Consider the following 24,541-nt stretch of genomic DNA (forward strand, 5'->3'; position numbering starts at 1 on the left):
TTCATAGAAAAATATTTTCAATATATAATACCATATAATAAAATAATTACAAAAATACAAATAAATAAATTGAGAGATCATGTGGTATATGTATAATTACTATAGTACATCATATTATAGTAATATCCTACAAATTCGTTATATTGGAAGCAGTGAATGTATGGTTGTACAAGGAAGTAATCGTCTGGAACTGGTAGCCAGACATAAGGTGCTTCATTATATATTATAGAATATGCTTTTGCCGTTAGTTCCTCTTGTAATGTTACATTTGTAATGAACGGTAGAGTATTATACATTGACTGGAGAGTAGGACAGTTAAACCATGCATGATCTATAGCTCCAAACTCTATATCAGTAATAGGCATTAATTCTTGGAATACCGGATCAGGCCAGTCGGGGAACCAACCTAAATCAAGTAGTTGTGGACTGTCATTAGGTGTATTAAAGGACGGTATTACCGATGGTAACACGTAGTACACTGTTGTTGCTATTCCTATTTGACTTAAATCATGAGATATTACCTCGAGCTCGTCCTGCTCAAGTTCGTTAACCGGAGCTAATGCATATAAGGAAAGCGGTGGCAATTGAGTTCCAGAAGGATTACCTAAAACAGTACCATTAGGTAGCACAACGTAAAAATCGCCTATATATCCAGCTTCATTCAAGTAATGCATTGCTAAGGAAGGATCATAATTATACATGCTAAGATTAGCCGGATCATAATAACCCTTACATTCTGGTGAAATAGGGCCTAAGAACTCACAAGCTAACGGTTTACCGTTATATGAGAATATTGATAATAATGCACTGTAATTAATTGCATGCTCTATTGCCAACCTAAAGTTTGTAATATTGGTCGGGAACTTCTGAGTATTCATGGCAATAAAGAGTACCCCAGGCTCAGCACCAAAGTTGACGAAAGTCGCATTTTCTGGAATTTCGTTATATGGCGGCGTTCCTAGTATTTGTGATAAGTATGGTATTGATATATACGAAATCTGTGCTTTATTCTTTACGAAGTCTTCAACTCTATCATTATGTGTTAGACCATAGTCGATTATTATATACTTTATGTGTGCAGGCTCAGCAACTGCCGGAACATTCTTTCCAACAGCCCAGTAGTTCGGATTAGCTTCTAATTCAATCGTTGAGAATCCCGGACAGACCTTAACTATAACGTAAGGACCGGTACCATTCATTCCATGCTCATTGATATATGAATTTACGGAATTAGGAACTACTCCTCCGTGCATGTCAACACAAACAGGATTAACAATAGCACCCCACCAACCTGCTAAAACAAGGGGTAAATATCTATACGGTTCTAATGTGTTTATTTCTACTTCATATGGTCCTTTCACTACTATTGCTTGGTTTGGATAACTCATTATCTTCTGTATTGTAGCATTGTTAGCGTTGAAATGAGAGAGTATTGACGCTAGAACTTCTGCTGTCAATGTGTAGTTACCAACAGTGTGTAATCCCGTTGCGTTCTCTATTGCGTAACATACTCCCCAAGGTATTGCATAACCGCTAACTGCGTAAACTGTTGAGTTAAATAGTAAACCGATATAGTTTGCAACTCCCGGTCCTTGACCCATTAATATAGTCCTATAGAGAGAGAACCAAACAGTTGAAGCATTAACTTGAACGCCATCAGAGAAATGGATGCACTGTCTTAAATAGAAGTAGTAATTCTGATAGTTAGGAGTTGTGTAATTCTCGGCAATTACTGGAACTACCTCGTGGTAATTTGAGCCGTTAAATTCAACAAGCTCTTGAAAAACAGCAGTAAACAAAGGACCGTCCTGCACAAAAAATCCGGTTGCTGGGTCTAGAGCGTCTGGTGGTGCAGTTTGTGCGACATCTGTTAGTTCATTAGGATTAGGTGGAGCTAGAGTAATAACTTTGGTTACAGCATGGTGATAATGTGAAGTCTCAAAATAATATATACCGCCTGCTGCTGCAATAATTATAATTATTAAAATTATTATAGCACTAATTTTACTTAACGCCAAATGTTTTTTAGCATACATTTTCATCGACTTGATTTCTATAATGCATTAATTAAAATTTTACGCAACCTTATGCAATGCATGTCATCTCCTTGGATGTTTTATAGTCTATGGAGAATAATATTTAAATTTTACACAATATATATGTACTATGCTTCATTTATTAAATAACTTTAATGATATTGAAAAAATGGTAAATCTTGTAGTTTAGTTAGAATAGTACATAGTATTATAGAAATATATTAGATACCCGTCGGCCACGCTAAGTATAACGCCCTTTACGTATGGCTGAATTAAGTAATAAGAGCAAGTAACCGGCAACCATATATATGGTGCACAGTCGTAAATTATACTATACGCCTTTGCTACCATTTTCTCTTGAAGTGTTGTATTAGTAATGAAGGGTAGAGTATTATACATTGATTGTAAATCAGAATTGTTGAACCAAGCGAAGTTGCCCGAAGGACCACCGAACGCTATATCAGTTAACGGCATCATTTGCTGAAATATTGGATCTGGCCAGTCTGGAGTCCAACCTATCGCAACCATATTAGGAGTCGATTGAGGTGAAGTGTATGAGGATATAACTGAAAATAGAACATATTGAACAGAAACTGAAATTCCTATTTTAGCTAGATCTTCCGTTATTATCTGAAATTCTTCCTGTTCTACTTGTGTAACTGGCGCTAAGGCAATGATTTCTAATGTAGGTAATTGAATTCCGTTAGAATCACCTATTACACTGCCATTAGGCAATACTACATAGAAATGTCCCTCGTAGCCAGCCTCGTTCAGATAATGTATAGCCATGGACAAATTATAAGAGTATACAGATAAATTATTGGGATTATAAAGTTTACCATATTGAGGAGATATAGGCCCTAAAAATTCTGATGCCAATTCCTTACCATTATAGGAGAACAGCGAGAGCAATTGTGAGTAATTAATTGCATGCTCTATTGCCAACCTAAAGTCTGTAATATTAGTTGGGAACTTCTGAGTATTCATGGCAATAAATTGAACTCCAGGTAAAATACCTAGACTATAGAAAACTTGACTTTCATTAATCTTAGAGTAAGGATATTGATTAAGCACTTGACCTAAATAAGGTATTGAAACGTAGGATATTTGTGCTTTATTTTCTAAGAAATCTTCTACTCTATCATTGTGTGTTACTCCATAGTATATTTCTATAACCTTAATATGTGGTGATTCCGCTATTATCGGAACGTTCTTACCAGTTGCCCAATAATTAGGATTAGCAACTAATACAACACAATTAAATGACGGACCTACATATTCTATCTCGTAAGGGCCAGTACCCGGCATACCATGAGCATTTATGTAACAATTTGCTTCATTAGGTTGAACACCGCCATGTTCATCAATGTAAACTGGATCAACTATTGCGCCCCATGAATTTGCCATATCTAGCAAAAAGTATTTATACGGATGAAGTAGGTTAATTTCTACTTCATATGGTCCTTTTACTACTACTGCTTGGTTTGGATAACTCATTATCTTCTGTATTGTAGCATTGTTAGCGTTAAAATGAGAAAGTATGTAAGCTAATACGTGAGCGGTTAAATTATAATTTCCTACAGTGTGTAATCCCGTTGCGTTCTCTATTGCGTAACATACTCCCCAAGGTATTGCGTAACCGCTAACTGAATAAATGGTTTGATTAAACAAAATACAAATATAATCTGCTACTCCTGGAGGTTGACCCATTAATATAGTCCTATAGAGAGAGAACCAAACGGTTGAAGCATTAACTTGAACGCCATCAGCAAAGTGCACGCAAGGCCTCAAGTAGAAGTAGTAATTCTGATAATTTGATGATATTGTATAATTTTGAGCAATTATAGGTACTACTTGTAAGTAATTACTTCCATTAGGTTCTACGAGCTCTTGGAAAACCGCATAGAATAAGGGTTCTACTTGATCTAAAAAGTCTGTAGCAGGATCCAAGGAATCTGGAGCTACCGTTTGAGCTACATCCACAAGTACTGATGTATTAGAAGGTTTTAGAGCTATCGTAGTAGTAGTAACAGTTTTTTTAGATATTTGATTGTAAATTAATACTCCTCCTATTATAGCTATAATAACAATTAAAATTAGAACTACGGATGAGACCTTACTTAATGCTTTCATAGTCTATTCATTTTAGAAGTTTTATATAAGCTTAGTTGTTCAATGTGTTAACCAAATCTAATTAGGTAAGATAGGCAATTCCTACTTTTATCAAGGATTTATGTAGTTAAATAATATATTATAATATATTTAGGTTTATTACATTATTTTTGTAATAATCTTTATAATTCTCACTCCGTAGATAATATATGTTGTAATATGTTTTGGAACATACGAGCTCTCGCCTTTACTATTTGTAATAATTTTGATATTTACAGCTTCAATATTTTTCTGCATTAATAATTTTTCTTCTACACCTATGTATTTTAAGGTATACGATAATTATATAGAGATAAAAACAGGCAAAAATGAAGTATTAGAAGCTACAAGACTTAAGGTATGTTATGAGAATAACATGTGGAGAAATTCCAGATTAAAACCTTATTCCATAAAATTTACTGTAAACTATCCAGAAAAGAAATACGTTATGATAGGCATTACTCCAGAAGATCTCTTGAAATTATAAAAGATTTTATACAAGAATTTTGAAATAGAAATAAAAAATATTATTATAATCTAAACCTTGAAATATTTTTATATTAATCCTTCAGTCGTCCTCCTTATTATTTCTCTTATTTCCTCTTCTCCAAGACTATTTTTAATAGCTAAGTAGTGAAATGCAAGCCCTAGAGCTATGACGGGTATTAGATCTTCTGGGAACGGTATTATAGGATACATACCGAAACTGCCGAAATAGGATAAAACTAGACTGGCTAAGATTAAGAAAAGCATTAATCCTCCAGCCTTAGCCTCACCGCTGTTCCCATATTTATATGCCACAATAAAATCAAATAATGATACTGCAGAGAGTGTTGCGATGTAAATTACAAATCCTAGGTTATTTGTTGTACTTAAACCTGAAGTAAGGATATAAAATAAGGCAGTGCCTATCACTATTCCAAAGATATTAACCGCAAGGGAAGGTATTAAAATGCTCTTCTTAACGTTCCAGAACTTTCTAGTATAATAACCTATAAATATTGGAATTCCAGAAAATATTATCGTTACTACTTCAAACAATGTAATAAATCCAGACCAGTACACTATCAGCAAGGCTGAGATTGTGGATAAAGGTGCTATAACCTTACTAAAAGGTACTTTAAATTGCCTATTTACATCTGGGGCCTTCTTCCTTAATACCTCTAAGCTTACGCCTCCCATGATATAAGAGAACACAGCAGCTGAGGACACTATTCCTACTAACGCTATCCACGCCGGGAAAGGTAATAGGAATATAGACCCTAAAACTGTAACAGTTATTAAAGACACTACGGGCACTCTAGTTTTTCCCAATTTTAAGAATATTTCTGGAAAGTATCCATTGGACGCTAAGCCATACAGCACTCTCGTACCGCTACCCATGCCTACTAACGTTGTCCCGGAAGGAGATACTACCGCATCAATTAACAACAGTATTGCAAATGAAATGAATATTAGCCTTACTAGTCCGCTCACGCCTGCAGTGCTAAAAATTTCGTAGAAAGGCCCGGAGGATAATATAGAATTTTGAATTCCTCCCCAGTCTCCTACTTTTACGTTTATTGCACTCCAGTTTATTGCCCCTATAAATGCAACTTGAAGTAAGGTATATAAGACGATTGAAATTAATACTGCACCGACTACCGCAAACGGAATATCTTTTTTAGGATTTTTAGCTTCGCTACCGTACTCTATTGCCTGCCTAAATCCTGTATATGCAAATAAAATTCCGGTGGCGGGGATTGAATATAATACTGCAGCCATTCCATAGTAAGAAGTAGCTAAATTTGAAGGAGATGGAAATAGCCCACCGCCTGCAGTAAAGTTAGAAGGGTTATAATAGAAGGACAGTAGCAGAATTACGGCTACTGAGGGAATTATTAACTTCCACCAACCTACTCCGTGGGCTACTTTACCTAATATACTGACTCCTAGGTAATTTATTATAAAGAATAGAAATATTAATCCGTATGCCAATAAAATTCCATAAGTAGTTAAATAGCCATTAACTGTAAGCTGGGGAAATAGGCTTGAAAGATAGGTAACTACAGCGGTAGCTTCTATTGCAGGTACAGTGGCTCCTGCTGCGAAGTAACTCCAAGATATTATATAACCTAAAAGGCCGCCGTGAGTATAATGAGGATACCTTATTACGCCTCCCGATTTTGGTATTATTGAAGCTATTTCGGAATATGTTAACGCTATTGGAAGTAGCATTAAACCGCCTATTATCCAGGCTATTATCGCTGAACCCCCAGTATATGCTGCAGTATAGAGCGATGCGAATAACCAACCTGAGCCAATCACTCCTTGAAGTGAAAGGAACAGTAACTCAAGTTTATTTAGTGATTTTCTCATTTGAATATCTGTTACTGCTCCTAAATCTGGAACGGAAACTGCTTTTTTATCTCTCTTAAGGCTCATTAAGATCTTTAATAAGTTTGAATGGGAAAATTTAAATATTAATATAATTCTATAAATAGAGATAAATTAAAAGAATTTTATTTTTGAGATTGTTATAGAACAATTACTTTTAGAAAGTGTTAATATACTCTCGACTGATATAAAATAGTTATTAAAAACTAAAGGTAAAAGAATATAGACTATATAAAAGTTTTAATAATTAGGTAATTTGCATGTTGGATAAGTCTAAGGCTAGGGAATTTATGTTGGAGAGGAAGAGGGAGAAGAAGTTATCTTGGGAGGAGATTGGTAAGGCAATTGGTCGTAATCCGGTTTATGCTGCAATGTTATTATACGGTTACGGTCAAGCTACTGAGGAAGAGGCAGAGAAAATTGTGAAACTCTTGGAATTACCTCCAGAGTATAAGGATATATTAATGGAGGTACCGATGAGGACTCCAGCACAACCTTGGCCGCCAACAGACCCATTCATTTACAGGTTATATGAGGCAGTACTATTATACGGCCCAGCAATAAAGGACGTAGCACACGAAATGTTCGGAGACGGAATAATGAGCATGATAGACGTAATGATAGACGTGGATAAAACAAAAGACGAAAAAGGAAACGAAAGAATGATACTAAAATTCAACGGAAAATGGCTAAAATACGCAAAATGGTAAATAAAAAATGATAAACCTAGCTTACGGAATACCTGATCTTAGCCTATTGCCTACAGAGATTATCAAGGAAGCCTCGGCTAGAGTACTTAATGAAGAATACGATAAAGCGTTGCAATACGTTGATGCTCAAGGGATTTATGAAGTTAGAGAGGCTATAGCAGATTTCCTAAAGTTAAGGGGAGTGAGGGCTAGACCGGAAAATATAATATTAACCGGAGGTGCGAAAGAGGCGCTTTTCTTGCTTTCTTATTTGTTTAATGATGTTTCAATAGAATCCCCTACGTATCAAGGTTTTATAAGCATACTGAAATTTAAAGGGCTTACCAACGTTTATTCTGTACCCATAAGCGAAGATGGGATAAACGTCGAAAGCTTAGAAAAAATTGTTAGAGATCATAAATTTCAGTTCTTCTACACAGTAACTATAAATAATCCAACAGGGTACGTTACAACGGATTATACTAAGAAGGAGATAATAGAATTAGCTGAAAAATACGGATTTAGGATAATTGAAGACGACATTTACGGGTTCTTTTCGTATGAAGAAGACGTAAATACGTTTAGATCCTTTAGTGACTCAGTAATCTACGTATCTAGTTTTAGTAAGATACTTTCTCCTGGCTTGCGTGTAGGCTTTATTCTAGTTAATGATGAGGACTTGCTTAATAAACTAATAAAAATTAAGATGGAGGTAAACCACCAAATATCGTCATTAGACCAGTTAATAGTTAAAGATGTAATAAGGGATCCTAGATTCCTAAATAATTTGGATAAGGCTAAGAGGGCGTACAAGGAGAAAAGGGATTTAGCAATGAAGATAATTAGCGAGGAGTTCCCGGACTATATACAATGCACTTTCCCAAGAGGGGGTTTCTTTACTTTCTGTAGCGGATTTAATTATAGACGTTTGCAAGGAGTGCAAGTAGTGGGAGGTGATAAGTTTTACTTCGAAAAAGGGTTAGGAGAAGACTCTTTCAGAATGAGCTTCAGTAGTCTAAATAAAGAGGAGTTAGAGAGGAATTTACTGGAATTTGCAACTATTCTAAAGGAAATTAGGAAGAATTGATAGACTAGTAGATGCGAAATTTATTGGTCATTATATTTAAGGAAATTGACTTTTTCACATGCATTAAAAGGTAAGTCTCACAATCTTTTAAGCATGGTTTTCAGTTTTTATAATTATAAGATACCCATGAATGGTTTTTAACGTGAGTCAAAATTATTTAATAGAGGAGCGTAAAGAGGGAAAAAGAAAGATCTTCTTAATTATAATTATAATGAAGATTAATCATTTTTTATTTTTATGAGCAAAATTCTTAAATCTAACTAATAAAAAATTAAAGCTAAATGAAAACAATTTGCCCTTATTGTGGAATTGGTTGCGGAGTAGAGTTTGAAAAAGATAGGATAACTCCTACTAAATATATAACTAATAAAGGAATGATGTGTATTAAGGCTGCTTTGCTTCCTGACACTCTGAAATCTAAAAGGCTTATTAACCCTACATTGGACGGTAAGGAAATTGATTTGGACAATGCTTTAAGTGTACTCTCCACATATATTAGGAGAAATATAAAGAAATATAGTAAAAATTCTATAGCTTTTTACATGGGCGCTCAAATACCTACTGAGGATCAATATCTTTTTGTGAAGCTTGGGAAGGGATTTATAGGTACTGGAGTATTTGACTCCAATGTAAGGCTTTGCATGGCTAGTGCTGCTTACGCATTAAAGTATTCTTTCGGATATCCGTTGCCTACAGCTAATTACGACGATATAGATAAAGCTGAAACCCTATTTATAATAGGTGCAAATCCTGCTTCTTCATACCCAGTATTGTGGAATCAAATGTTGCATGCAAAAAATTCTGATAAGGATAAGAAGATTATTGTAATTGATCCAGTATTAACGGAAACCGCTGAACATGCAGATTATTTCATTAAAATACCTCCTGGTGGGGATATAATTTTATTGTATGGATTAATTTATTATTTAATATCTAAATCTAGAAATATAGATCAAATAGAGAATATTGAAGACCTAAAGAATATCGCAATGGCGTGGTATCCGTCAAAGGTTTCACAACTTTTGTCCATAGACGAGAAAGTTATTAGAGACGTTGCTGAGAGAATAATTAATACAAATACAGTATTTATGTGGGGCATGGGAATAAATCAGAGGAGTTACGGTACAGATTTAGGGATACTTATAGCTACGATGGCTATGCTAACGGATAACGTTTACGGAGAAGGTAAAGGAGTATTGCCGTTGACCGGACAGCATAATTCTATGGGCGCAAGGGAAATAGGAGCATTAGCTGGAATGTTGCCGGGTTTAAGATATGTAGATAACGAGGATCAAGTTAGGGAAGTCGAAGATTTCTGGCAGATTCCACGTTACACTATATCTAGAAATTATTATACAATAACAGAGTTTTACGAATTAATGGAGGAGAGAAAAATAAAAGTTCTCTGGATTATAGGTACGAATCCAGTAATATCTTTGCCTAGATCAAATAAGTTCAAGGAATTATTATCTTATGTTGATTTAGTAGTAACTCAAGACGCTTATGAGACTGAGACTGTAAGCTCTTCGGATATGGTTATTCCAGTTGCTACTTGGAGTGAGAGAGCCGGAATTCACACTACGGGAGATAGAACTGTATCTTATATGCCAAAGATACGTGAGTCAAATCTTAAGGCTGATTATGAAATTGCTAAGATAGTTGGAGAAAAATTAAACTTTAAGATGAACAGAGATATTAAGGATATATTTGATGAATTAGTTAAAATTACTGAAAATACACCAGTAGACTACAAGGGGATAAGATATGGTGAATTCAGCGGTTACAAGCAAAGCAAATATAAGCCAATAGTATTAAGGACAAAAGCTGTTGAACCTAATTATAGTCTACAGGAGGGGTTTGTATTAATAACTGGGAGATTATTAGCCTTATGGAACACTAAATATAGGAATAATCTCAAACTAATTATGATAAATGATATAGAAGAAGATGAAATGTTAATTTCTGAAGAAGACGCGAAAGAATTAGGGATAAAGACTGGGGATATTGTAGAAATAAGTACAAGGGAGAACTCGTTAATATTTAGAGCTAAGACCTCTAATAGATTATCTAAGGGTATTATCTTTGTACCTTTTCATTGGGGAAAAGCGAACTCTTTAATGGATTGGAAAATCGACAAAATTAGTAAGGAACCTGCATTTAAGGAAATTATAGTAAGCTCTATTAAAGTTGTTAAGAGCTAGATGTCAATTTCTTTGTTTCAAAATAATTTTTATACTAATCTTTGTAGATTTTATTATTTCTTGTTCTTATTGTTCGAGATAAATCTATTTTTAATAATAAGGGACAGCTAGAAAACAAGTTCCGAAGAGATGAACTTTCCTTATAGAGTATGAAATTCATTTATCTACTTCAAAAGAATCTATCATTATATTTAAAAATAATTTACGTTTATGGCCATAATACCTTTATACTTTTTCAACTGCTTGTACACTTATGAGCATAACCTTTAGAGATAAGTTTAAACAGTTTTACCCAAAAAGGTATGAAGGAATCTATACAAGTAGAGGAGATAATCCGTTAGTATCAATAAGAATAAGGCAAGGCATTGGAAGGGATCCTGCAAAATGGTATGCCAATCAATGGGAGAAACTGGCTGAAATAGCTAACAACTACGGAAATAAAAAGATACAATTAACTACAAGGGGTGATGTAGAACTTTATGGGATAGACATGAAAAACTTAGAAATAGTATTACAAGATCTAGAGTCGGTAGGTTTAGATCCTAGGGACTCTTGCGGAGCATCTGTTAGAAATGTAATACCTTGTCCTTCTCAGCTATGCCCAAAGGCTAAAGTCAATGCTGAAAAATTAGGACTATTTATTGCAAGCTTTTTCAGACATAATAAAGATTATGAATATCCTGCGTTACCTAAGAGAGTTAAAATATCCGTTTCTGCATGCGAAATCGGCTGTGCAACTCCAGCTATTATGGATGTAGGTATTATAGCTAAGGATAAAGATAAGTTTGATGTAATGATAGGTGGAGGAATCGGTGACCAGGCTTTTGAAGGAAAAACCCTCTTTACAGACGTGCCTCCAGATAAATTATTACCAATTTGTGTTGCTGTAGCAAATATCTTAAAAAGAGAGAAAGAAAAAAGAGGTTTTAAGCACGTAGTGGAGAGGTATGGAGAAGAAAAGATTAAGGAAATGATTATTCAAGAGGCAAATTCTATAGCAAACTCTTTACCAATATTTAACGAGGATTTGACGCCAGAAAAAGTTGAATTTGATAAAATTCTTACAATTAAACCTATTGGCGGATGGTTACCAACAGACGATGTTCCAGAATTAGTGAGAATTATGGAGGAAAATGAGGGTTACGGATATTTATTCAACACTCAAGAGTTATATATTCCAATTACAAAAAATGACATAAAAGAGAAGGTAGACATATTATCTCCATATCAATTATCAAATAAAATATGGGAAAAAGCGTTTAATGTTAATTCTTGTATAGGCAATGATTACTGTCCTCCTGCCCTAGTTCCAACTACCGAAATGGCCGCAAAGGTTTACGAAAGATTAAAGCAGGAAAATATAAGACTACGCATATCATTCAGCGGGTGTACTCATTCCTGTGGTAGGCATTGGATTATGGACATAGGATTCGGAGCTGTCGCTAATATGGGCAATGTAAGACTCAACATAGTAATAGGTGGAGGAAATAAAAATCTAGGTAAGCTGATCGGCTCTATTCCAGCTGATAAGTACATGGAAGTTACAGAGATTATAGTAGATATGATTAAAAAAGGCGAGATTGACGAAAATGACTTAGACTCTGAACTAATAAAAGAGAGATTAATGGAGAAAGTCCAAGGATTTGAAGAATTTGAAGAAAAACAAAAAATTCAAGTTAAGACCCCTTAGGGTGTGTATATGACAGAAGTTAAAGGTAATAGACAAGTAAGCCTCGTAGCAGGTACAATAGCGTTTTTCGCAGGCTTCGCTGCTGTAGCCTTATATGGAATTACCGTTCATAAGATAGAGCCAATACTTCACTTAAACATTGTTGAAGCAGCTTGGTTAGTAGCAATTCCACTAGTAACTGGCGCTTTCCTTAGAATACCCTTCTCAGCCTTAGTTGACACTTGGGGAGGGAGGAGAATAATATTTTTACAGTTAACAATCTCTATTATAGGAGTATTAGGAATAATTTCTACACTTTACAAGCTTAAATCTTTATCAGATTTAGAGGCATACTGGTTATTACTATTATTTGGAGCATTAGCCGGGACAGGAATCTCAATCTTCTCTTCTGGGATTACTTACGTCTCCTATTGGTATCCTGAGAAGAAGCAAGGTACCGCATTAGGAATATATGCAGGTTTAGGAAATACTGCACCTGGAATATTTACAGCTATCATTCCATATGCGCTATTGTCTTTAGGTTTAATAGGGGCATACGAAGGATGGCTAGCGTTCTTAGTTGCTATGACTATAGTATTTGTCCTTATTGGTTATGATAATTATTACCAACAATTATTAAAGAGAGGCTATAGTCAAGAGGAGGCTAAAAGTAGGGCCTTAGCATTAGGTCAAGAGGTGTTTCCTACTAATGCAAAAGCTACTCTAAAATATGCTATAAGGAAATGGCAAACATGGTTGTTAGTAACAATGTATTTTACAAGTTTTGGCGGCTTTGAAGCTTTAACAGAGTGGTTTCCTACTTACTGGACTAAATACATAGGAATATCGCTAATTGAGGCTGGAATATTAACTGGTATTGTATATTCATTACTGGCAGCATTAATTAGAGTCTTAGGCGGCTTTTTATCGGATAAATTCGGAGGTGAGAGAATATCTATAATGTCTTATACCATACTTATAGTTGGCAGTTCAATAATGATATTAGCCCATTCCCTCCCCTTCGCCATTACAGGTGAAATAGTAATGGCAATAGGAATGGGTATTGCCAATGCTGCAGTATATAAGTTAGTACCAAAATACGAGCCAGACGCGGTAGGTGGAGCTTCGGGCCTAGTGGGTGGATTAGGTTCTGCAGGTGGCTTAATATTGCCTCCAGTGCTAGCGTACTTTGTACTAATATTAGGAAAGATAGGATATTCCTTGGGATTCAGTGTTTATATTGCTCTTGGATTAATTTCACTAATATTCTCAGTAGTTTTATGGAACAAATATCATAAATTCAAAGATAAGATAAAAGTGATTGAGGCCACTACACAATCTAGTAATAAAAAGTTAACATAAAATTCAAATATTATGATATAAATTTAATTTTAAAACTCTATATTAATTTTTAAATATTCTAATCTGGCGGTATCTCATTAAATACTAAGTTGACATCAATACCTTGTCTATTCCTATACCACTTTGCCAGAATATAAGTTATAATTCCCAACAAGGGATCAATAGCTATTAAGATTAAAGTACCTAGCTCGTTTCCAGCAAAAACCATACTACCAAATAAGCTATTAACGTAACCGTACCAAAGCGTTACTACTATCGAAAGCCCCAAAATAATTGAGGCTAAAATTCCGCTTATCATTAATTTCAGTTTCTCATTACTAGTTAAGCTTACTCCTCTTATTCCTTTAAATCCTGCAACAGCTGCAGATATTGTAGCTAACAAAAATTGATAAATGAAGATTAGAATAACCAATCCAATTAAAGATACTGCTAAGTTAAGGTAAATTGTAGCATAATTAAAGAATATTGAAATTGGAAGTAAAACTGCACTAGCTATAATGGGCGTTTTAAGTCTAGGGCTTACGTAAGCTAATTTTTCTGGCAATAATCTGTCAAAAGCCATTGCTAGGATAACCCTAGAAGGTAATGCAAAATTTAACGGAATTGCCATAAAGATTGAAGCACTTAATGCCATAGTAATAATGGCAAAGAAAGGATAGGGAAGAGTTAAAATTCCAGTCCAAGCTAAAAATCCTTCTGATGGAGAAATTGGAATATTTCCCCAACCCTGCAATGCTACAAAGTTAAAGAACGGTATACTAATTGTATAACTTACTCCTAAGACCAGTAAAATAGTTATGATCGAGGCTATTAGATAGCCAGATATCATACCTATTTTTAAAGTCCTAGTTGCCTGCTTATATTCTCCTGCGAAATAGGATGGCCCAAAGAACCAAACGTAAACCCACATGAGCATTAAAACTGAGAAAATTAGAGTTTGTAAAGGACTTATGCTTGTGGAATAATAATTAAGCCCTTGTGAATAAAGACTTTGATATGTAGGACCAGAGAATAATGAAGAGAAGTGATTGAAAGCGTTACTATATACTCCAACCCCAGAGGATAACAAGAGGTAAGATATTAGTATTGAACCTAAAGTATCCATAATGGCTACAACGTATATGTATGTTGAAAAATATTTAGGTGAAAGAAGGCTTATTACCCAAAAGATTATGATTAACGCTGTAGTAAAGGGAAAGAAATAAGTAGTAGACAGACTTGTACCTAGGTTAAATAATGAGTTGTCGTGAAGGGAAAGTCCTATTATTTGTAAAGCCGGAGAAATGCCTGCAGTTACTTCCAACTGTGAGGCAATTGCTGCTATTAGGACGTTAAAGATTATTGTAGCATAACCTTGTATTGATGCAGGAATCGGACCTAATATCCTTGAAATGTAAATATATTCTCCTGAAGACCTAGGCACATATTCTGATAGGAATAAATAAACTAGAAAAACAGGTAATGCAAGTATTACAGGAAGTATTATGCCTATGCTCCAACTGGCTGAAGGTAGAGCCGGGGCGTAAAGTAGTGTATAATAAACTGATAATGGATTTATAAAAACAAATACTTTAGAAAAAGAATGTCTGGCATCCATTTGCCTTACTAAACCAGAAGACTCCCTAATGAAGAGTCCCTTTGACATATTAAGATTTATTGATAAATAGTATTTAATTCTTTCTCATATTAGTAGAAAAATATTTTTAATTTATAAACAAGATTTATGATAACTTTTTACCTCTTTATAGTGTCCCAGAATAAGTCCCTAAGTACTTTAGAGTCGTATAATCTTCCTTTTCTAACAGTGTATTTAACGTTGAAAGGATTCAAATCCTCTGCTGAATTAACTTTACCGAATATAGCAATGTCAGCTACGTAACCCTCTTTTAATTTCCCCGCATTTATACCTAGGCATTCTCCAGCTATAGAAGTAGCTGATGATAACGCTTTCTCCAATGACATGTACTTACTTAACAAAACAATCTCCTTATAATTCATACCATGAGGCCTCTCTGCTGAGCCAACGTAATCCGTGCCTGCGGCTATCTTAAGTTCATGTTCTACCGCAATCGTCATATCGTCTGTAAAATGCCTCCTTATTAGTTCTTCCCGCTTTTCCCTTATTTCCTCGTCAAGCTTAGATATCTTAGGGTTAACGTCGTAAGTTGCTAACGTTGGAATGTAACAAATTCCTTTCCTTTTTATCTCCTTTGCCAGGCTTTCTGTGAGACCTAGTCCGTGCTCGATTGTGTCAACTCCTGCCTCAATGCTGTTCGCTATTGCCTCTTCTCCGTAAGCGTGGGATGCAACTTTTAAGCCTGCTTTATGAGCTTCGTCGACTATTGCCTTTAAATCGTCAATAGTTAATGCTACCTTAACCTTTCCTCCTTGCGAAAATGCACCAGAGGCATAAACTTTTATTACTCCTGCTCCCTGCCTTATTGCCAGCCTTACTGCTTTTCTACATTCCCAAGGGGAATCGCAGTAAAAAGAGTAAGAAAGGCGTTGAGCCATGTCTAAAGGCAAATCCTTTGGGTCATCATTACCACCGGTTTCGGCTATTGAGTAACCTGAGGCTATAACTCTAGGCCCTATAATCGTCCCTTCTTTCTCTGCCTTACTTAAATAAACTGCAGATTTACTACCTAAGTCCCTTACGGTGGTAAACCCAGCTGATAAAAGCCTTATCATATCGCTTACGCTTCTTGCAGTCGATAATCCTTCTGAGGTTATATTCCACTCTAACACGTTGTCATTACTTACTCCAAAGAAGTGAACGTGTGCATCAATTAATCCTGGGGTTATGAAGTCACCTTCTATGACTTTTACGTCTGAAGTATCTATGTCTTTACCAACCTTGATTATTTTCCCTCCTTCGATTAGTACTACTCCTTCGTCCACTTTTTCTCCGTCAAATAACTTGCCTTTTATTGCTAGCATGTGATATGCATTTTTTCTCTAGTTATAAAATTTGCTTTATATTCTCTAGACTGTTGAACCATCAAGGCTTTTTCCGACTAGCTCAACTTTCTTAACTTCATGGCCTATTTAAAAGTTAATGTTGGCTAATAACGAGGTATAATTACCATAAGATTAATTATCTCCTTTACGCTATCATGCATATGACCTTTTCAATCGTTGTATACGACCCAAACGAGGAAGCTTGGGGAGTAGGAGTTGCAAGTAAGTTTTTAGCTGTGGGTTCTCTAGTACCTTGGCTAAAAGCAGGAGTAGGTGCAATAGCAACTCAAGCCCTAGCTAACCTTGAATTTGGAAGAAAAGGTTTAGAATTACTAGAGAAATACGACGCAGACAAAACCCTAAAAATTTTAATCGATTCCGATCCTTTAAGAGAGAGAAGGCAAGTAGGTATTGTAGATTCTAAGGGATTAGCAGTAGCATTTACCGGAAAAGAGTGCCATCCATATGCAGGGCATATTGTGGGAGATAAATTCACAGTTCAAGGTAACATACTGGCAGGAGAGGAAGTATTAGAGGCAATGGCTAAAGAGGCCGAGGGGAGAGGAAAAATATACGAAAGAATACTGAGAGCGTTAAAAGCTGGAGAGGATAAAGGAGGAGATAGAAGAGGAAAACAGAGTGCTGCTATTATTGTAGTTAAGAAGGAAGATGAGAAAAGCATTACAGTTAATGACAAAATAAACCCTATAAAAATAGGAAAATATGTGGACGTAAGGGTTGACGATCATAAGGAACCTATAAAGGAGTTAGAGAGAATATTAAACCTCTGGATTTCAACGTTCATAGATGAAGAAATGGTAAATGTATCCGATTATAGTGATGTAATTAATAAGGCGTTGAAGTCGTTGGGTTACAGCTCTTTAAGGGATTGGGTTGAGATAAATAATTTTGAGGCTAAATATACTGGGGATAAAATAGGCAAAACCGTACTTAAAGTACTACTGGATCAGGCTAATATAAAGGTTGAGACTCAATAATCTAGATTTTTCCCTAACTAACTTAGTGTCTTCATAAGTTTCTATATTCTCTCTCTTTAATTGCTTAACTATTTCATCTTTATTAATCATAATTTTTAAAGTGGTAAGAGGATTAAAAAATATTGCAGGAGATGTAAGTTATTCTTACCTAAATTATTCTATGCTCTCTTTTACCTTTGTATTAATGTTTAAGTTTTTTATATATAGGAGAGAATTCTATGAATATTTTATAATTAATAGTATTTAAAATGAGTTATGCTTTTATCCTTTATTAGGCTAACGAGATGAAAGCACTTAATCTTTTAGCTTATCCCTTTGTTAGAGAATTATGCTTATAATCAATCAGATCATTGCTACAATTGTTATTTTGATCTTTGCGTTTTTACTTTCATTTTTAATTTCTATTCTCTATAAGAAGAAGAGGAAGGAGGACAACAAATGATTATTCTTAGATATACTGCATATAATATACAAAGTGAGCGAAACGGATACTTCTAAATCAAATTTTGATAGAATTTTCAATCCCTCATTCTCTAATAGTGCATTAAATTGAGAATTATTTGGCTAACACTACATGTAGTAAATACTTCTTATCAGCTAAGGACATCATTTTTCTAAACGGACCTCCCCTAACATGGCTCATGTGAACTTTAGCCGCACTCATCATCCACTCTGGTAATGAGGAGAAGCCGCTCTTATCTAAATACTGCCTCATTATCATTGGATTGGCTTCAATAACTTGGTCAATGACACACTCAACTTCCTGTATATTATGCCTGCAAATGTATTTTCCGGGTTGAATATAGCTTGCTCTTAAGACGTATACTTCCTTGTTATTTAATAAAAAATTCCAGACGTTTTCGTAAGCAATTTCTATCTCGTTTACCATATGCTATTTCTTTCTGGGCCTTATTAAATGCATCGTGGGCTATCTCTCCGCTTGCTTATGAAGTTTTAAAAATATAAGAGCCTCATTTTAATTATGAAGGTAGACGTTGAAGAAGCAAAAGAATTGGTTTACAAGATCTTCTCTAAGGTAACTTATGCTGAATACGCTAAATATTTATCCGAAGAACTCGTAGAGGCTGAAATTGAAGGACATTCAGACCACGGTCTACAACTAATTCCTTATTATATAAAATTAGCAAATGGAGAAGAAGTAGATATAGGAGGACAGAAAATTCCTCCAATTAACCCTAAGGGAAAAGTAGAGATAAGTGGAGAAAACCTTATTACCGTTAATGGGAACATGACTTTCGGCCAAGTAGTTTTGAGAAAGCTCGTTAATTATCTCTTAGAAAAGAATCTGGATTATTACGTAGTTATAGGAAAAAATATCTCGCATTTAGGTAGACTTTCCACTTTTACTAGGGGGTTATCCAAAGGCAACTACGCCAGTCTAATTATGGCAAGATCCCCGCCATTAATTTCGTTAAAAGGTATGAAAGGAAGGATTTTGGGTAATAACCCTATAAGCTTCGGTTTTCCTGGAATAATAATAGATACAGCGTTAAGCGTTACATCCTTCGGCAAAGCCTTAGAAAAGTATATTAAAGGAGAAAAGTTAGACTCGAACGTTATTGTTAATAAAGAAGGCGAACTGAGTGACAATCCGAAGGACCTTTTAGAAGGCGGTGCTTTACTACCGATAGGTGATTACAAGGGATTTAATATAGCCTTAGGAATAGAACTATTTACTACAATGTTCTCGGACGAAGAGGACGTTAATCCTTTCATAGCGTTGGTTTTAAGAGCTAACGAAAATTTCAAGAATGTCTTATTAAGATTGCCAAGCAATTATTATTTACTAAATAAAGAGAGTAAACTAAAAAATATAAAAGATTTAGAAATTCCAGATAATTTATGGAAGACCTTGGTCAATCTAGCACAATGATAATTTTGTATTAAAGGGCTCAGCCTTCTTAAAACTTTTCAGTTAATTGCTTTCAATACATCACTTTCGTTAAAAAGTTAACAATATATAACCCTTAATTTATAAAAACTTTTTATATAATCTAGTTTTTTGTAGAATAATATTATTTTTTCTTATACATTATTCATGTAATCTATTTAAGACGATAGAGCTGTAATGCAAGACATTTTTAATAAATGGAAAGTAAACTTGGCTATAAAGTAAACTCTGTTTAAAGTAATGGATAAGAAAATTTATTTATAATTCTTATTAACGTCCTCTATGCAAGGTAAGAGAACTTTTGTTAGAGAATCGTCTGGGCTAATTAGGGAAATTGATGCTAAGGATGCATTCTCCATGAACTTCTCATATTTAGGTCCTGCAGCTGGAGTAGCTTATCCGCTAACTTTTGCGGTAGCGTTAGTTGGAGCTAGTTGGATAATTTCCGGCGTCATAGCAGCTTTATTAATGTTCCCTGTGGCTATAATGTATTACTATCTTTCGAGGATAATACCCAGATCTGCCGGAGATTATATTTATATATCAAGAACTTTGGGACCCAGGATTGGATTTATACAAGCAATATCAAACATTTTCATTTTCGCAAGCGGTGTTCCTATATTAGCACAACTGGAACTTCCATTAGTTTTAGAGCCTTCATTACAAATTTTGGGAATAACCTTTCACGACCCATCGCTTATTTCCTTTGCAAGGAACTTTGCTTTTTGCTCTGAGACTTCTCCAATATTTTTTGGGACTACATTATTGATAATAGGATTAGTAGCATTAGTTACAATAGTAAGGACTAAGATTTTTGCTAGGATAATTACTACTTTAACTGCAGTACAAATTATTGGTACGCTAGGAATGATAATAGGCTTAGCACTTGTGGGATCTTCTTATCCCGCAATTTTCACAAAGGTCTCGGAAAGCTTTGGAGGGCCAAGTTACTCTTCATTAATCTCGTCAACGTCATATAGCTTTAACTCCGTCCAGACGTTAGTTTTGATGTCAGCAATAGCAGCTTTTCTATTCCTATATAATAACGCTCCAACGTACTTTGGAGGTGAAATTAAGAAGGCTGAAAAAAGCCTATTCTCTGGAATAATAATTTCTTACATTATAACTGCAATATTATCAATAATACTTATATATGAATTACAATACTTTGTAGGAGAAGGGTTTTACGATTACACCTCCTCAATGGGATGGTCTTCTTCAAGCGGAGGAATTCCCATAGCAACTACTTCCCTGTTGGCGTACGTTGCAGTACCTTTCTTAAATAATGTTCCGCTTATTATACTAATTGTAGCCGGCGCAATAACCTGGTATTTGCTTTATTCAATAATAGACTTAGCAATACCGAGTAGGACTTTATTCGCAATAGCCTTCGATTGGCTAGCCCCTTCTTTCTTTACAAAGGTCAGCGAGAAGTTTAGGACTCCAATATATTCTACGCTATTCATTGTAGCGTTAGCAGTAGTATTTGACGTATTAGAAATATACTTGGGCTTTAGCGAGAGTGCAATGACTACTATAATAGTTTTCATGTTATATCAATACTTTACTGCCGCAATTTCTGCCATAGTAATTAGTAAGAAGAAATTGTACGGAGTAAAAGATAACAAACTTGCGATTCTAGGCGGTATCTCAGCCTTCGCAGTAGTGTTCCCTGCAATATTAATGATACTCTACGCTATAATATGTAAAGCTTTCAGCTCTGTGGTTTTCGTTAACTTACCTTTAAATATAGGGATAATAGTTGGAGTTCCAATAGTTTCTATTGCACTTTATGAGGTAGTAAGAAAGATTAGGGAGAAGCAGGGAATAGATTTATCCTTAACTTTCAAGGAAATTCCTCCAGAATAGCGATAGCATCACAGATTCTAATTCGCTAGATCTTTGTACTATTCAAATTTAATACCAAAATGATCTAAAATCTTTAATATTCTTATTTTATATTTAATTCATTCATTTCTTAGCAGTAATAAGACTTAAATATAAGGTTAGAAATTGCTTAGTATATGAAAGGAAAACTCATAATAAAGTACATCTCCATTATACTTTTAATAGTAATAGTAATCAAGATTCTTTCTGTTATACCTCCTTTTAATTCTTTTATCAGCTTTCCGGCGTTTGATAAAAAACTTACAATATATGTAACCCTTAATTCAACTCCGGTAAACGGTGCAGAGGTTCAGGTTTTGCGGACTATCCTTCAAGCAGTAAAATAACCCAAGTAGCTTCCTTAACTACGTTTTTAGGTTATGCCTCTCTGCAATCTTTTCAACTCTCTGGACTAATTTCAGTATGGCAAGGAAATTTCAATACTCCTTCTTTAATATTCCTTATAAGTTATGTTGAAGGAAATAAAATGTATTATGCAGTTAGGAGCGCAACTCTAAATTTTAATGGTTGTTTTATTCCTTCAATAGTTGATGTTAATCTTAATAATTTCATAAATTATACTACCTCCTCTTGTTTGAATATTAGATGGGTTCCAGTATTCTGTAACGTCTCTACAATAATTCCAATACCCCTTGTATTTATAAATTCAACGACAAATGCAAATAGTGCTGATACTCTAACAATTTTTATAAAATGTATATGGGGTTCCGTTGCGTTAGAGAATGAATATGGCGAAGTTGAGTATTCTATTGAAGGCCCAGTAACTGAAGTTACGCATTGCTGTTTAATATCAAGCACACTTCCTATAGGTGGAGATCTCATCCCAGTTCTGGTTTCCTCTACGTTTTAGGAAAAATTGAAGCTGTAGTATTTCAAGCCTATAAAAACGGAGGAAATAAAGAACAGCCATTAAATAATTATACTGTAACGACATTTATAAAATGTTTTCAGCCTAATACTTTATCTTATGCGTATCCTAGTTCACAATATTATAAAATATTAACTAAATACCTTAAAGACGTAGAATTTTTACCGTACTATCACGCTGAACCAAAACATGGTGAACCGTCAGAATTTTTATCCTATACGTCACAATTTGAAGAAAGGGATGGCTGGTACCCTGGATTTGGGATTTACAATAGGAGCTGTTGCGTTAGCTCTAGGTTTATTTTCTGGCGCTCCTGAAGCTGCAATGCCAATAATTTTATCCTCAGCAGGATTAGATTTTGAAATAGCTCAAAGTAGCGAAAGCTTAGTAGCATATGATAACAATTTCGTAATAAGTTGTCCAATAAACGAGCAATTTTTAGTATGCGTTGCTACTAGTTCATATTCTTATTGCCTTAACGGCTTCAAGTTTAATATTCCAGTATACTATTTTAGAATATCTTCAAATCAAGTTTATAAATCCTATTGTACACTCGTTTATATAACAGGAAATACGGAATATTTCATTGATAGTCTTCCAAGCTATATTATATTTAGCGTTGATGTGAGCTTTCATTGTGTTATCTGTACTCCCGTACAAAATCCAGTTACTTTAAACGTAATGTTCGGAAAACTAGTAGCCTGCCTTTATAAGGGGAATAACTTAATATGGAAAAATACCTATAACGAGAATGGACATTAAGTGCTAATATGCATACCTAAGTCAGTAATATGCAGTAATGGTATAGGAGAATATAAGTTAGTAGTAAAATACGAGGGATGTATGAATGACACTATTGCTACATTATCCTCTTGTGCAGACATATATTTTAGAGTGTTAACTCCTATGCCTAGATAATCTGCATCAGAACTTACTTTTCTTCATTTAAACGGACATTAATTCTGCTCCTTTTATAGGAAGCTCATATTTTGACTTATTTATCCATTATGTTTATTATTTTATCCGTTTCTTCATTTTCGTCTATTCTTGTTTTTATTTCATTAATTGCGTAGTGTTTTCCTCTTACTACTAAGTATGGTGGTAATGCTGTCCTTATTGCGTCGTAAATTGTCTTAGTTTGTAGGATTATGAATTCTGCCTTTTCTCCTTCTCTTATCTGAGGAGTCTTTATGTTTAACGCTTTATAAGCATTAGTAGTTATTAAGTCAAGTAGCTTGTTAATCTCGTTTGATGTGAAGTGGTCTGCTAAGAATGCTTCTTGTGCTACTCTTAGCATGTTATAGTCACCAAGGGGGTAAATTGGGTCTGCTACATTATCACTCCCCAAAGCTACGTTAATTCCTGCATTAATTAACTCCCTAATCCTAGCAATACCCCTCCTCTTAGGATAATTATCATAACGGCCTTGTAAATGCATGCTAACAATTGGGTTAGAAATTATTGAAACTCCTGCCTCCCTCAGCAGGAGAGTTAACTTATGAAAATACCAATTATCATAAGAGTGGGAAGCAGTCATATGGCTAATAGAAGTCTTTGAACCGTAATTTCTGCTCAAAGCCTCCCTAGCAACAACCTCAGAAAACCTAGAATTAGGATCGTCAGTCTCATCAACGTGACCGTCAATCAATTTATTATACTCAACAGCAAGATCAAAAGCAACCATAACAGACTTAATGCCTTCTTCATAAGAACGTTCACTGTGAGGAATTAACCCAACAACTTCTGCACCTTCTTCTAATGCTTTCCTAATCTTTTCGAGGTTTTCATTAAAAAAGAATCCAGGAGAAGGAAATGCAACAACTTGAATATCTACTAAAGGATTATCCCTAGCCTTAAGCATTTTAAATACAACATCGTTCCAAACCGGGTCATGTGACCTAACATAAAATACACCGTTAATGAAATGCATTCTTATTATTTTTTCTAATCTTTTCTCTAAATCTTCCTGAGTTATTTTTTGAGACACCTCTTCCCTTATTATTTCAACTCCTTCTATTAGCGTACCGCTCAAGTTATGTCTTGCATAGTTTAAAGTTAATGCATAACCTAAATGAGCATGCGGATTTACAAAAGGTTTAGAAATTAGCCTACCTTTAGCATCTATTATTTCTCCATCTTTATTATTGCAGTCTATGCACTCTATTATTCCCTCATCGTTAATATATATAGAATGATTCTCATTACTATCCTCTTGGAATTTTACGTTTTTTATTAGCATATAATATTCATGCAAAAGGGAATTAAAGGCGTTTCCGTATGTTATTGCGCGTAAAGATTATTAGAAGGAAATTATCTACGTGCA

Annotated in this window: 20 protein-coding genes; 13 read left to right on the forward strand and 7 right to left on the reverse strand. The window is 34.8% G+C overall.

The window, feature by feature from the left end:
• Window positions 1-77: 77 nt before the first annotated feature.
• Together D1866_RS09325 and D1866_RS09330 are read right to left on the reverse strand one after the other, a co-directional pair.
• The gene (locus tag D1866_RS09325; RefSeq protein ID WP_420809223.1) at window positions 78-2,042 is read right to left on the reverse strand and encodes an ABC transporter substrate-binding protein; all 1,965 of its coding nucleotides are present in this window, start codon (window positions 2,040-2,042) and stop codon (window positions 78-80) included.
• Window positions 2,043-2,222: 180 nt separating this feature from the next.
• Window positions 2,223-4,169 (reverse strand): ABC transporter substrate-binding protein, encoded by a 1,947-nt coding sequence (locus D1866_RS09330; protein ID WP_152939316.1) that lies wholly within the window; start codon window positions 4,167-4,169, stop codon window positions 2,223-2,225.
• 298 nt (window positions 4,170-4,467) lie between these two features.
• On the opposite strand from D1866_RS09330, the gene D1866_RS09335 reads away from it, so the two are divergent.
• The gene (locus D1866_RS09335; protein WP_152939318.1) at window positions 4,468-4,674 is read left to right on the forward strand and encodes a hypothetical protein; all 207 of its coding nucleotides are present in this window, start codon (window positions 4,468-4,470) and stop codon (window positions 4,672-4,674) included.
• 68 nt (window positions 4,675-4,742) lie between these two features.
• On the opposite strand, the gene D1866_RS09340 is transcribed toward D1866_RS09335, so the two are convergent.
• The gene (locus D1866_RS09340; RefSeq protein WP_152939321.1) at window positions 4,743-6,611 is read right to left on the reverse strand and encodes an APC family permease; all 1,869 of its coding nucleotides are present in this window, start codon (window positions 6,609-6,611) and stop codon (window positions 4,743-4,745) included.
• Between the two features lie 212 nt (window positions 6,612-6,823).
• Between D1866_RS09340 and cynS the strand changes: the two genes are divergently transcribed.
• The 5 genes from cynS to D1866_RS09365 all read left to right on the forward strand — a co-directional run bounded on the left by cynS (window position 6,824) and on the right by D1866_RS09365 (window position 13,571).
• On the forward strand, window positions 6,824-7,273 hold the full coding sequence (gene cynS, locus D1866_RS09345; protein ID WP_152939323.1) for a cyanase: 450 nt from the start codon (window positions 6,824-6,826) through the stop codon (window positions 7,271-7,273).
• A gap of 7 nt (window positions 7,274-7,280) precedes the next feature.
• The gene (locus D1866_RS09350) at window positions 7,281-8,339 is read left to right on the forward strand and encodes an aminotransferase-like domain-containing protein (RefSeq protein ID WP_152939325.1); all 1,059 of its coding nucleotides are present in this window, start codon (window positions 7,281-7,283) and stop codon (window positions 8,337-8,339) included.
• 281 nt (window positions 8,340-8,620) lie between these two features.
• Entirely contained in the window at window positions 8,621-10,540 is a 1,920-nt protein-coding gene (locus tag D1866_RS09355; RefSeq protein ID WP_152939327.1) for a molybdopterin oxidoreductase family protein, read from the forward strand.
• A gap of 253 nt (window positions 10,541-10,793) precedes the next feature.
• Complete coding sequence (locus tag D1866_RS09360; RefSeq protein WP_152939329.1) at window positions 10,794-12,230, forward strand: nitrite/sulfite reductase; 1,437 nt, start codon at window positions 10,794-10,796, stop codon at window positions 12,228-12,230.
• Between the two features lie 9 nt (window positions 12,231-12,239).
• Window positions 12,240-13,571: an MFS transporter gene (locus tag D1866_RS09365; protein ID WP_152939331.1), complete on the forward strand. Its 1,332-nt coding sequence runs from the start codon at window positions 12,240-12,242 to the stop codon at window positions 13,569-13,571.
• Window positions 13,572-13,629: 58 nt separating this feature from the next.
• Here D1866_RS09365 and D1866_RS09370 read toward each other — a convergent pair whose 3' ends face one another.
• Both D1866_RS09370 and D1866_RS09375 read right to left on the reverse strand, forming a co-directional pair.
• Complete coding sequence (locus tag D1866_RS09370) at window positions 13,630-15,216, reverse strand: APC family permease (RefSeq protein WP_152939333.1); 1,587 nt, start codon at window positions 15,214-15,216, stop codon at window positions 13,630-13,632.
• 89 nt (window positions 15,217-15,305) lie between these two features.
• The gene (locus D1866_RS09375; RefSeq protein WP_152939335.1) at window positions 15,306-16,511 is read right to left on the reverse strand and encodes a metal-dependent hydrolase family protein; all 1,206 of its coding nucleotides are present in this window, start codon (window positions 16,509-16,511) and stop codon (window positions 15,306-15,308) included.
• 182 nt (window positions 16,512-16,693) lie between these two features.
• Between D1866_RS09375 and D1866_RS09380 the strand changes: the two genes are divergently transcribed.
• The gene (locus tag D1866_RS09380; protein WP_152939337.1) at window positions 16,694-17,530 is read left to right on the forward strand and encodes a DUF1028 domain-containing protein; all 837 of its coding nucleotides are present in this window, start codon (window positions 16,694-16,696) and stop codon (window positions 17,528-17,530) included.
• A gap of 556 nt (window positions 17,531-18,086) precedes the next feature.
• On the opposite strand, the gene D1866_RS09385 is transcribed toward D1866_RS09380, so the two are convergent.
• Window positions 18,087-18,419, reverse strand: a complete 333-nt coding sequence (locus D1866_RS09385; RefSeq protein ID WP_152939339.1) for a hypothetical protein — start codon at window positions 18,417-18,419, stop codon at window positions 18,087-18,089.
• Between the two features lie 93 nt (window positions 18,420-18,512).
• Here D1866_RS09385 and D1866_RS09390 point away from each other — a divergent pair, with 93 nt between their 5' ends.
• The 6 genes from D1866_RS09390 to D1866_RS09415 all read left to right on the forward strand — a co-directional run bounded on the left by D1866_RS09390 (window position 18,513) and on the right by D1866_RS09415 (window position 23,136).
• Entirely contained in the window at window positions 18,513-19,424 is a 912-nt protein-coding gene (locus tag D1866_RS09390) for an Ldh family oxidoreductase (RefSeq protein ID WP_152939341.1), read from the forward strand.
• A gap of 300 nt (window positions 19,425-19,724) precedes the next feature.
• Complete coding sequence (locus D1866_RS09395; protein WP_152939344.1) at window positions 19,725-21,311, forward strand: APC family permease; 1,587 nt, start codon at window positions 19,725-19,727, stop codon at window positions 21,309-21,311.
• Window positions 21,312-21,466: 155 nt separating this feature from the next.
• Window positions 21,467-21,676: a hypothetical protein gene (locus D1866_RS09400; RefSeq protein ID WP_152939346.1), complete on the forward strand. Its 210-nt coding sequence runs from the start codon at window positions 21,467-21,469 to the stop codon at window positions 21,674-21,676.
• A gap of 140 nt (window positions 21,677-21,816) precedes the next feature.
• The gene (locus D1866_RS09405; protein ID WP_152939348.1) at window positions 21,817-22,200 is read left to right on the forward strand and encodes a hypothetical protein; all 384 of its coding nucleotides are present in this window, start codon (window positions 21,817-21,819) and stop codon (window positions 22,198-22,200) included.
• Between the two features lie 258 nt (window positions 22,201-22,458).
• Window positions 22,459-22,980 (forward strand): hypothetical protein, encoded by a 522-nt coding sequence (locus tag D1866_RS09410; RefSeq protein ID WP_152939350.1) that lies wholly within the window; start codon window positions 22,459-22,461, stop codon window positions 22,978-22,980.
• Window positions 22,981-23,136 (forward strand): hypothetical protein, encoded by a 156-nt coding sequence (locus D1866_RS09415; RefSeq protein ID WP_152939352.1) that lies wholly within the window; start codon window positions 22,981-22,983, stop codon window positions 23,134-23,136.
• A 76-nt stretch (window positions 23,137-23,212) separates the two neighbouring features.
• Here D1866_RS09415 and D1866_RS09420 read toward each other — a convergent pair whose 3' ends face one another.
• Window positions 23,213-24,457 carry an amidohydrolase family protein gene (locus tag D1866_RS09420; protein WP_152939354.1) on the reverse strand — a complete coding sequence of 415 codons (1,245 nt, stop codon included), beginning with the start codon at window positions 24,455-24,457 and terminating at the stop codon, window positions 23,213-23,215.
• Window positions 24,458-24,541: the final 84 nt, after the last annotated feature.

It is taken from the genome of Acidianus ambivalens, assembly GCF_009729015.1.
GTDB lineage: Archaea > Thermoproteota > Thermoprotei_A > Sulfolobales > Sulfolobaceae > Acidianus > Acidianus ambivalens.

What these genes read in the sequence shown, in the direction of transcription:
- D1866_RS09325 (WP_420809223.1), bottom strand. Translation starts at nt 2,042, where the DNA reads ATGAAAATGTATGCTAAAAAACATTTGGCGTTAAGTAAAATTAGTGCT.
- D1866_RS09330 (WP_152939316.1), bottom strand. Translation starts at nt 4,169, where the DNA reads ATGAAAGCATTAAGTAAGGTCTCATCCGTAGTTCTAATTTTAATTGTT.
- D1866_RS09335 (WP_152939318.1), top strand. Translation starts at nt 4,468, where the DNA reads ATGTATTTTAAGGTATACGATAATTATATAGAGATAAAAACAGGCAAA.
- D1866_RS09340 (WP_152939321.1), bottom strand. Translation starts at nt 6,611, where the DNA reads ATGAGCCTTAAGAGAGATAAAAAAGCAGTTTCCGTTCCAGATTTAGGA.
- cynS (WP_152939323.1), top strand. Translation starts at nt 6,824, where the DNA reads ATGTTGGATAAGTCTAAGGCTAGGGAATTTATGTTGGAGAGGAAGAGG.
- D1866_RS09350 (WP_152939325.1), top strand. Translation starts at nt 7,281, where the DNA reads ATGATAAACCTAGCTTACGGAATACCTGATCTTAGCCTATTGCCTACA.
- D1866_RS09355 (WP_152939327.1), top strand. Translation starts at nt 8,621, where the DNA reads ATGAAAACAATTTGCCCTTATTGTGGAATTGGTTGCGGAGTAGAGTTT.
- D1866_RS09360 (WP_152939329.1), top strand. Translation starts at nt 10,794, where the DNA reads ATGAGCATAACCTTTAGAGATAAGTTTAAACAGTTTTACCCAAAAAGG.
- D1866_RS09365 (WP_152939331.1), top strand. Translation starts at nt 12,240, where the DNA reads ATGACAGAAGTTAAAGGTAATAGACAAGTAAGCCTCGTAGCAGGTACA.
- D1866_RS09370 (WP_152939333.1), bottom strand. Translation starts at nt 15,216, where the DNA reads ATGTCAAAGGGACTCTTCATTAGGGAGTCTTCTGGTTTAGTAAGGCAA.
- D1866_RS09375 (WP_152939335.1), bottom strand. Translation starts at nt 16,511, where the DNA reads ATGCTAGCAATAAAAGGCAAGTTATTTGACGGAGAAAAAGTGGACGAA.
- D1866_RS09380 (WP_152939337.1), top strand. Translation starts at nt 16,694, where the DNA reads ATGACCTTTTCAATCGTTGTATACGACCCAAACGAGGAAGCTTGGGGA.
- D1866_RS09385 (WP_152939339.1), bottom strand. Translation starts at nt 18,419, where the DNA reads ATGGTAAACGAGATAGAAATTGCTTACGAAAACGTCTGGAATTTTTTA.
- D1866_RS09390 (WP_152939341.1), top strand. Translation starts at nt 18,513, where the DNA reads ATGAAGGTAGACGTTGAAGAAGCAAAAGAATTGGTTTACAAGATCTTC.
- D1866_RS09395 (WP_152939344.1), top strand. Translation starts at nt 19,725, where the DNA reads ATGCAAGGTAAGAGAACTTTTGTTAGAGAATCGTCTGGGCTAATTAGG.
- D1866_RS09400 (WP_152939346.1), top strand. Translation starts at nt 21,467, where the DNA reads ATGAAAGGAAAACTCATAATAAAGTACATCTCCATTATACTTTTAATA.
- D1866_RS09405 (WP_152939348.1), top strand. Translation starts at nt 21,817, where the DNA reads ATGTATTATGCAGTTAGGAGCGCAACTCTAAATTTTAATGGTTGTTTT.
- D1866_RS09410 (WP_152939350.1), top strand. Translation starts at nt 22,459, where the DNA reads ATGGCTGGTACCCTGGATTTGGGATTTACAATAGGAGCTGTTGCGTTA.
- D1866_RS09420 (WP_152939354.1), bottom strand. Translation starts at nt 24,457, where the DNA reads ATGCTAATAAAAAACGTAAAATTCCAAGAGGATAGTAATGAGAATCAT.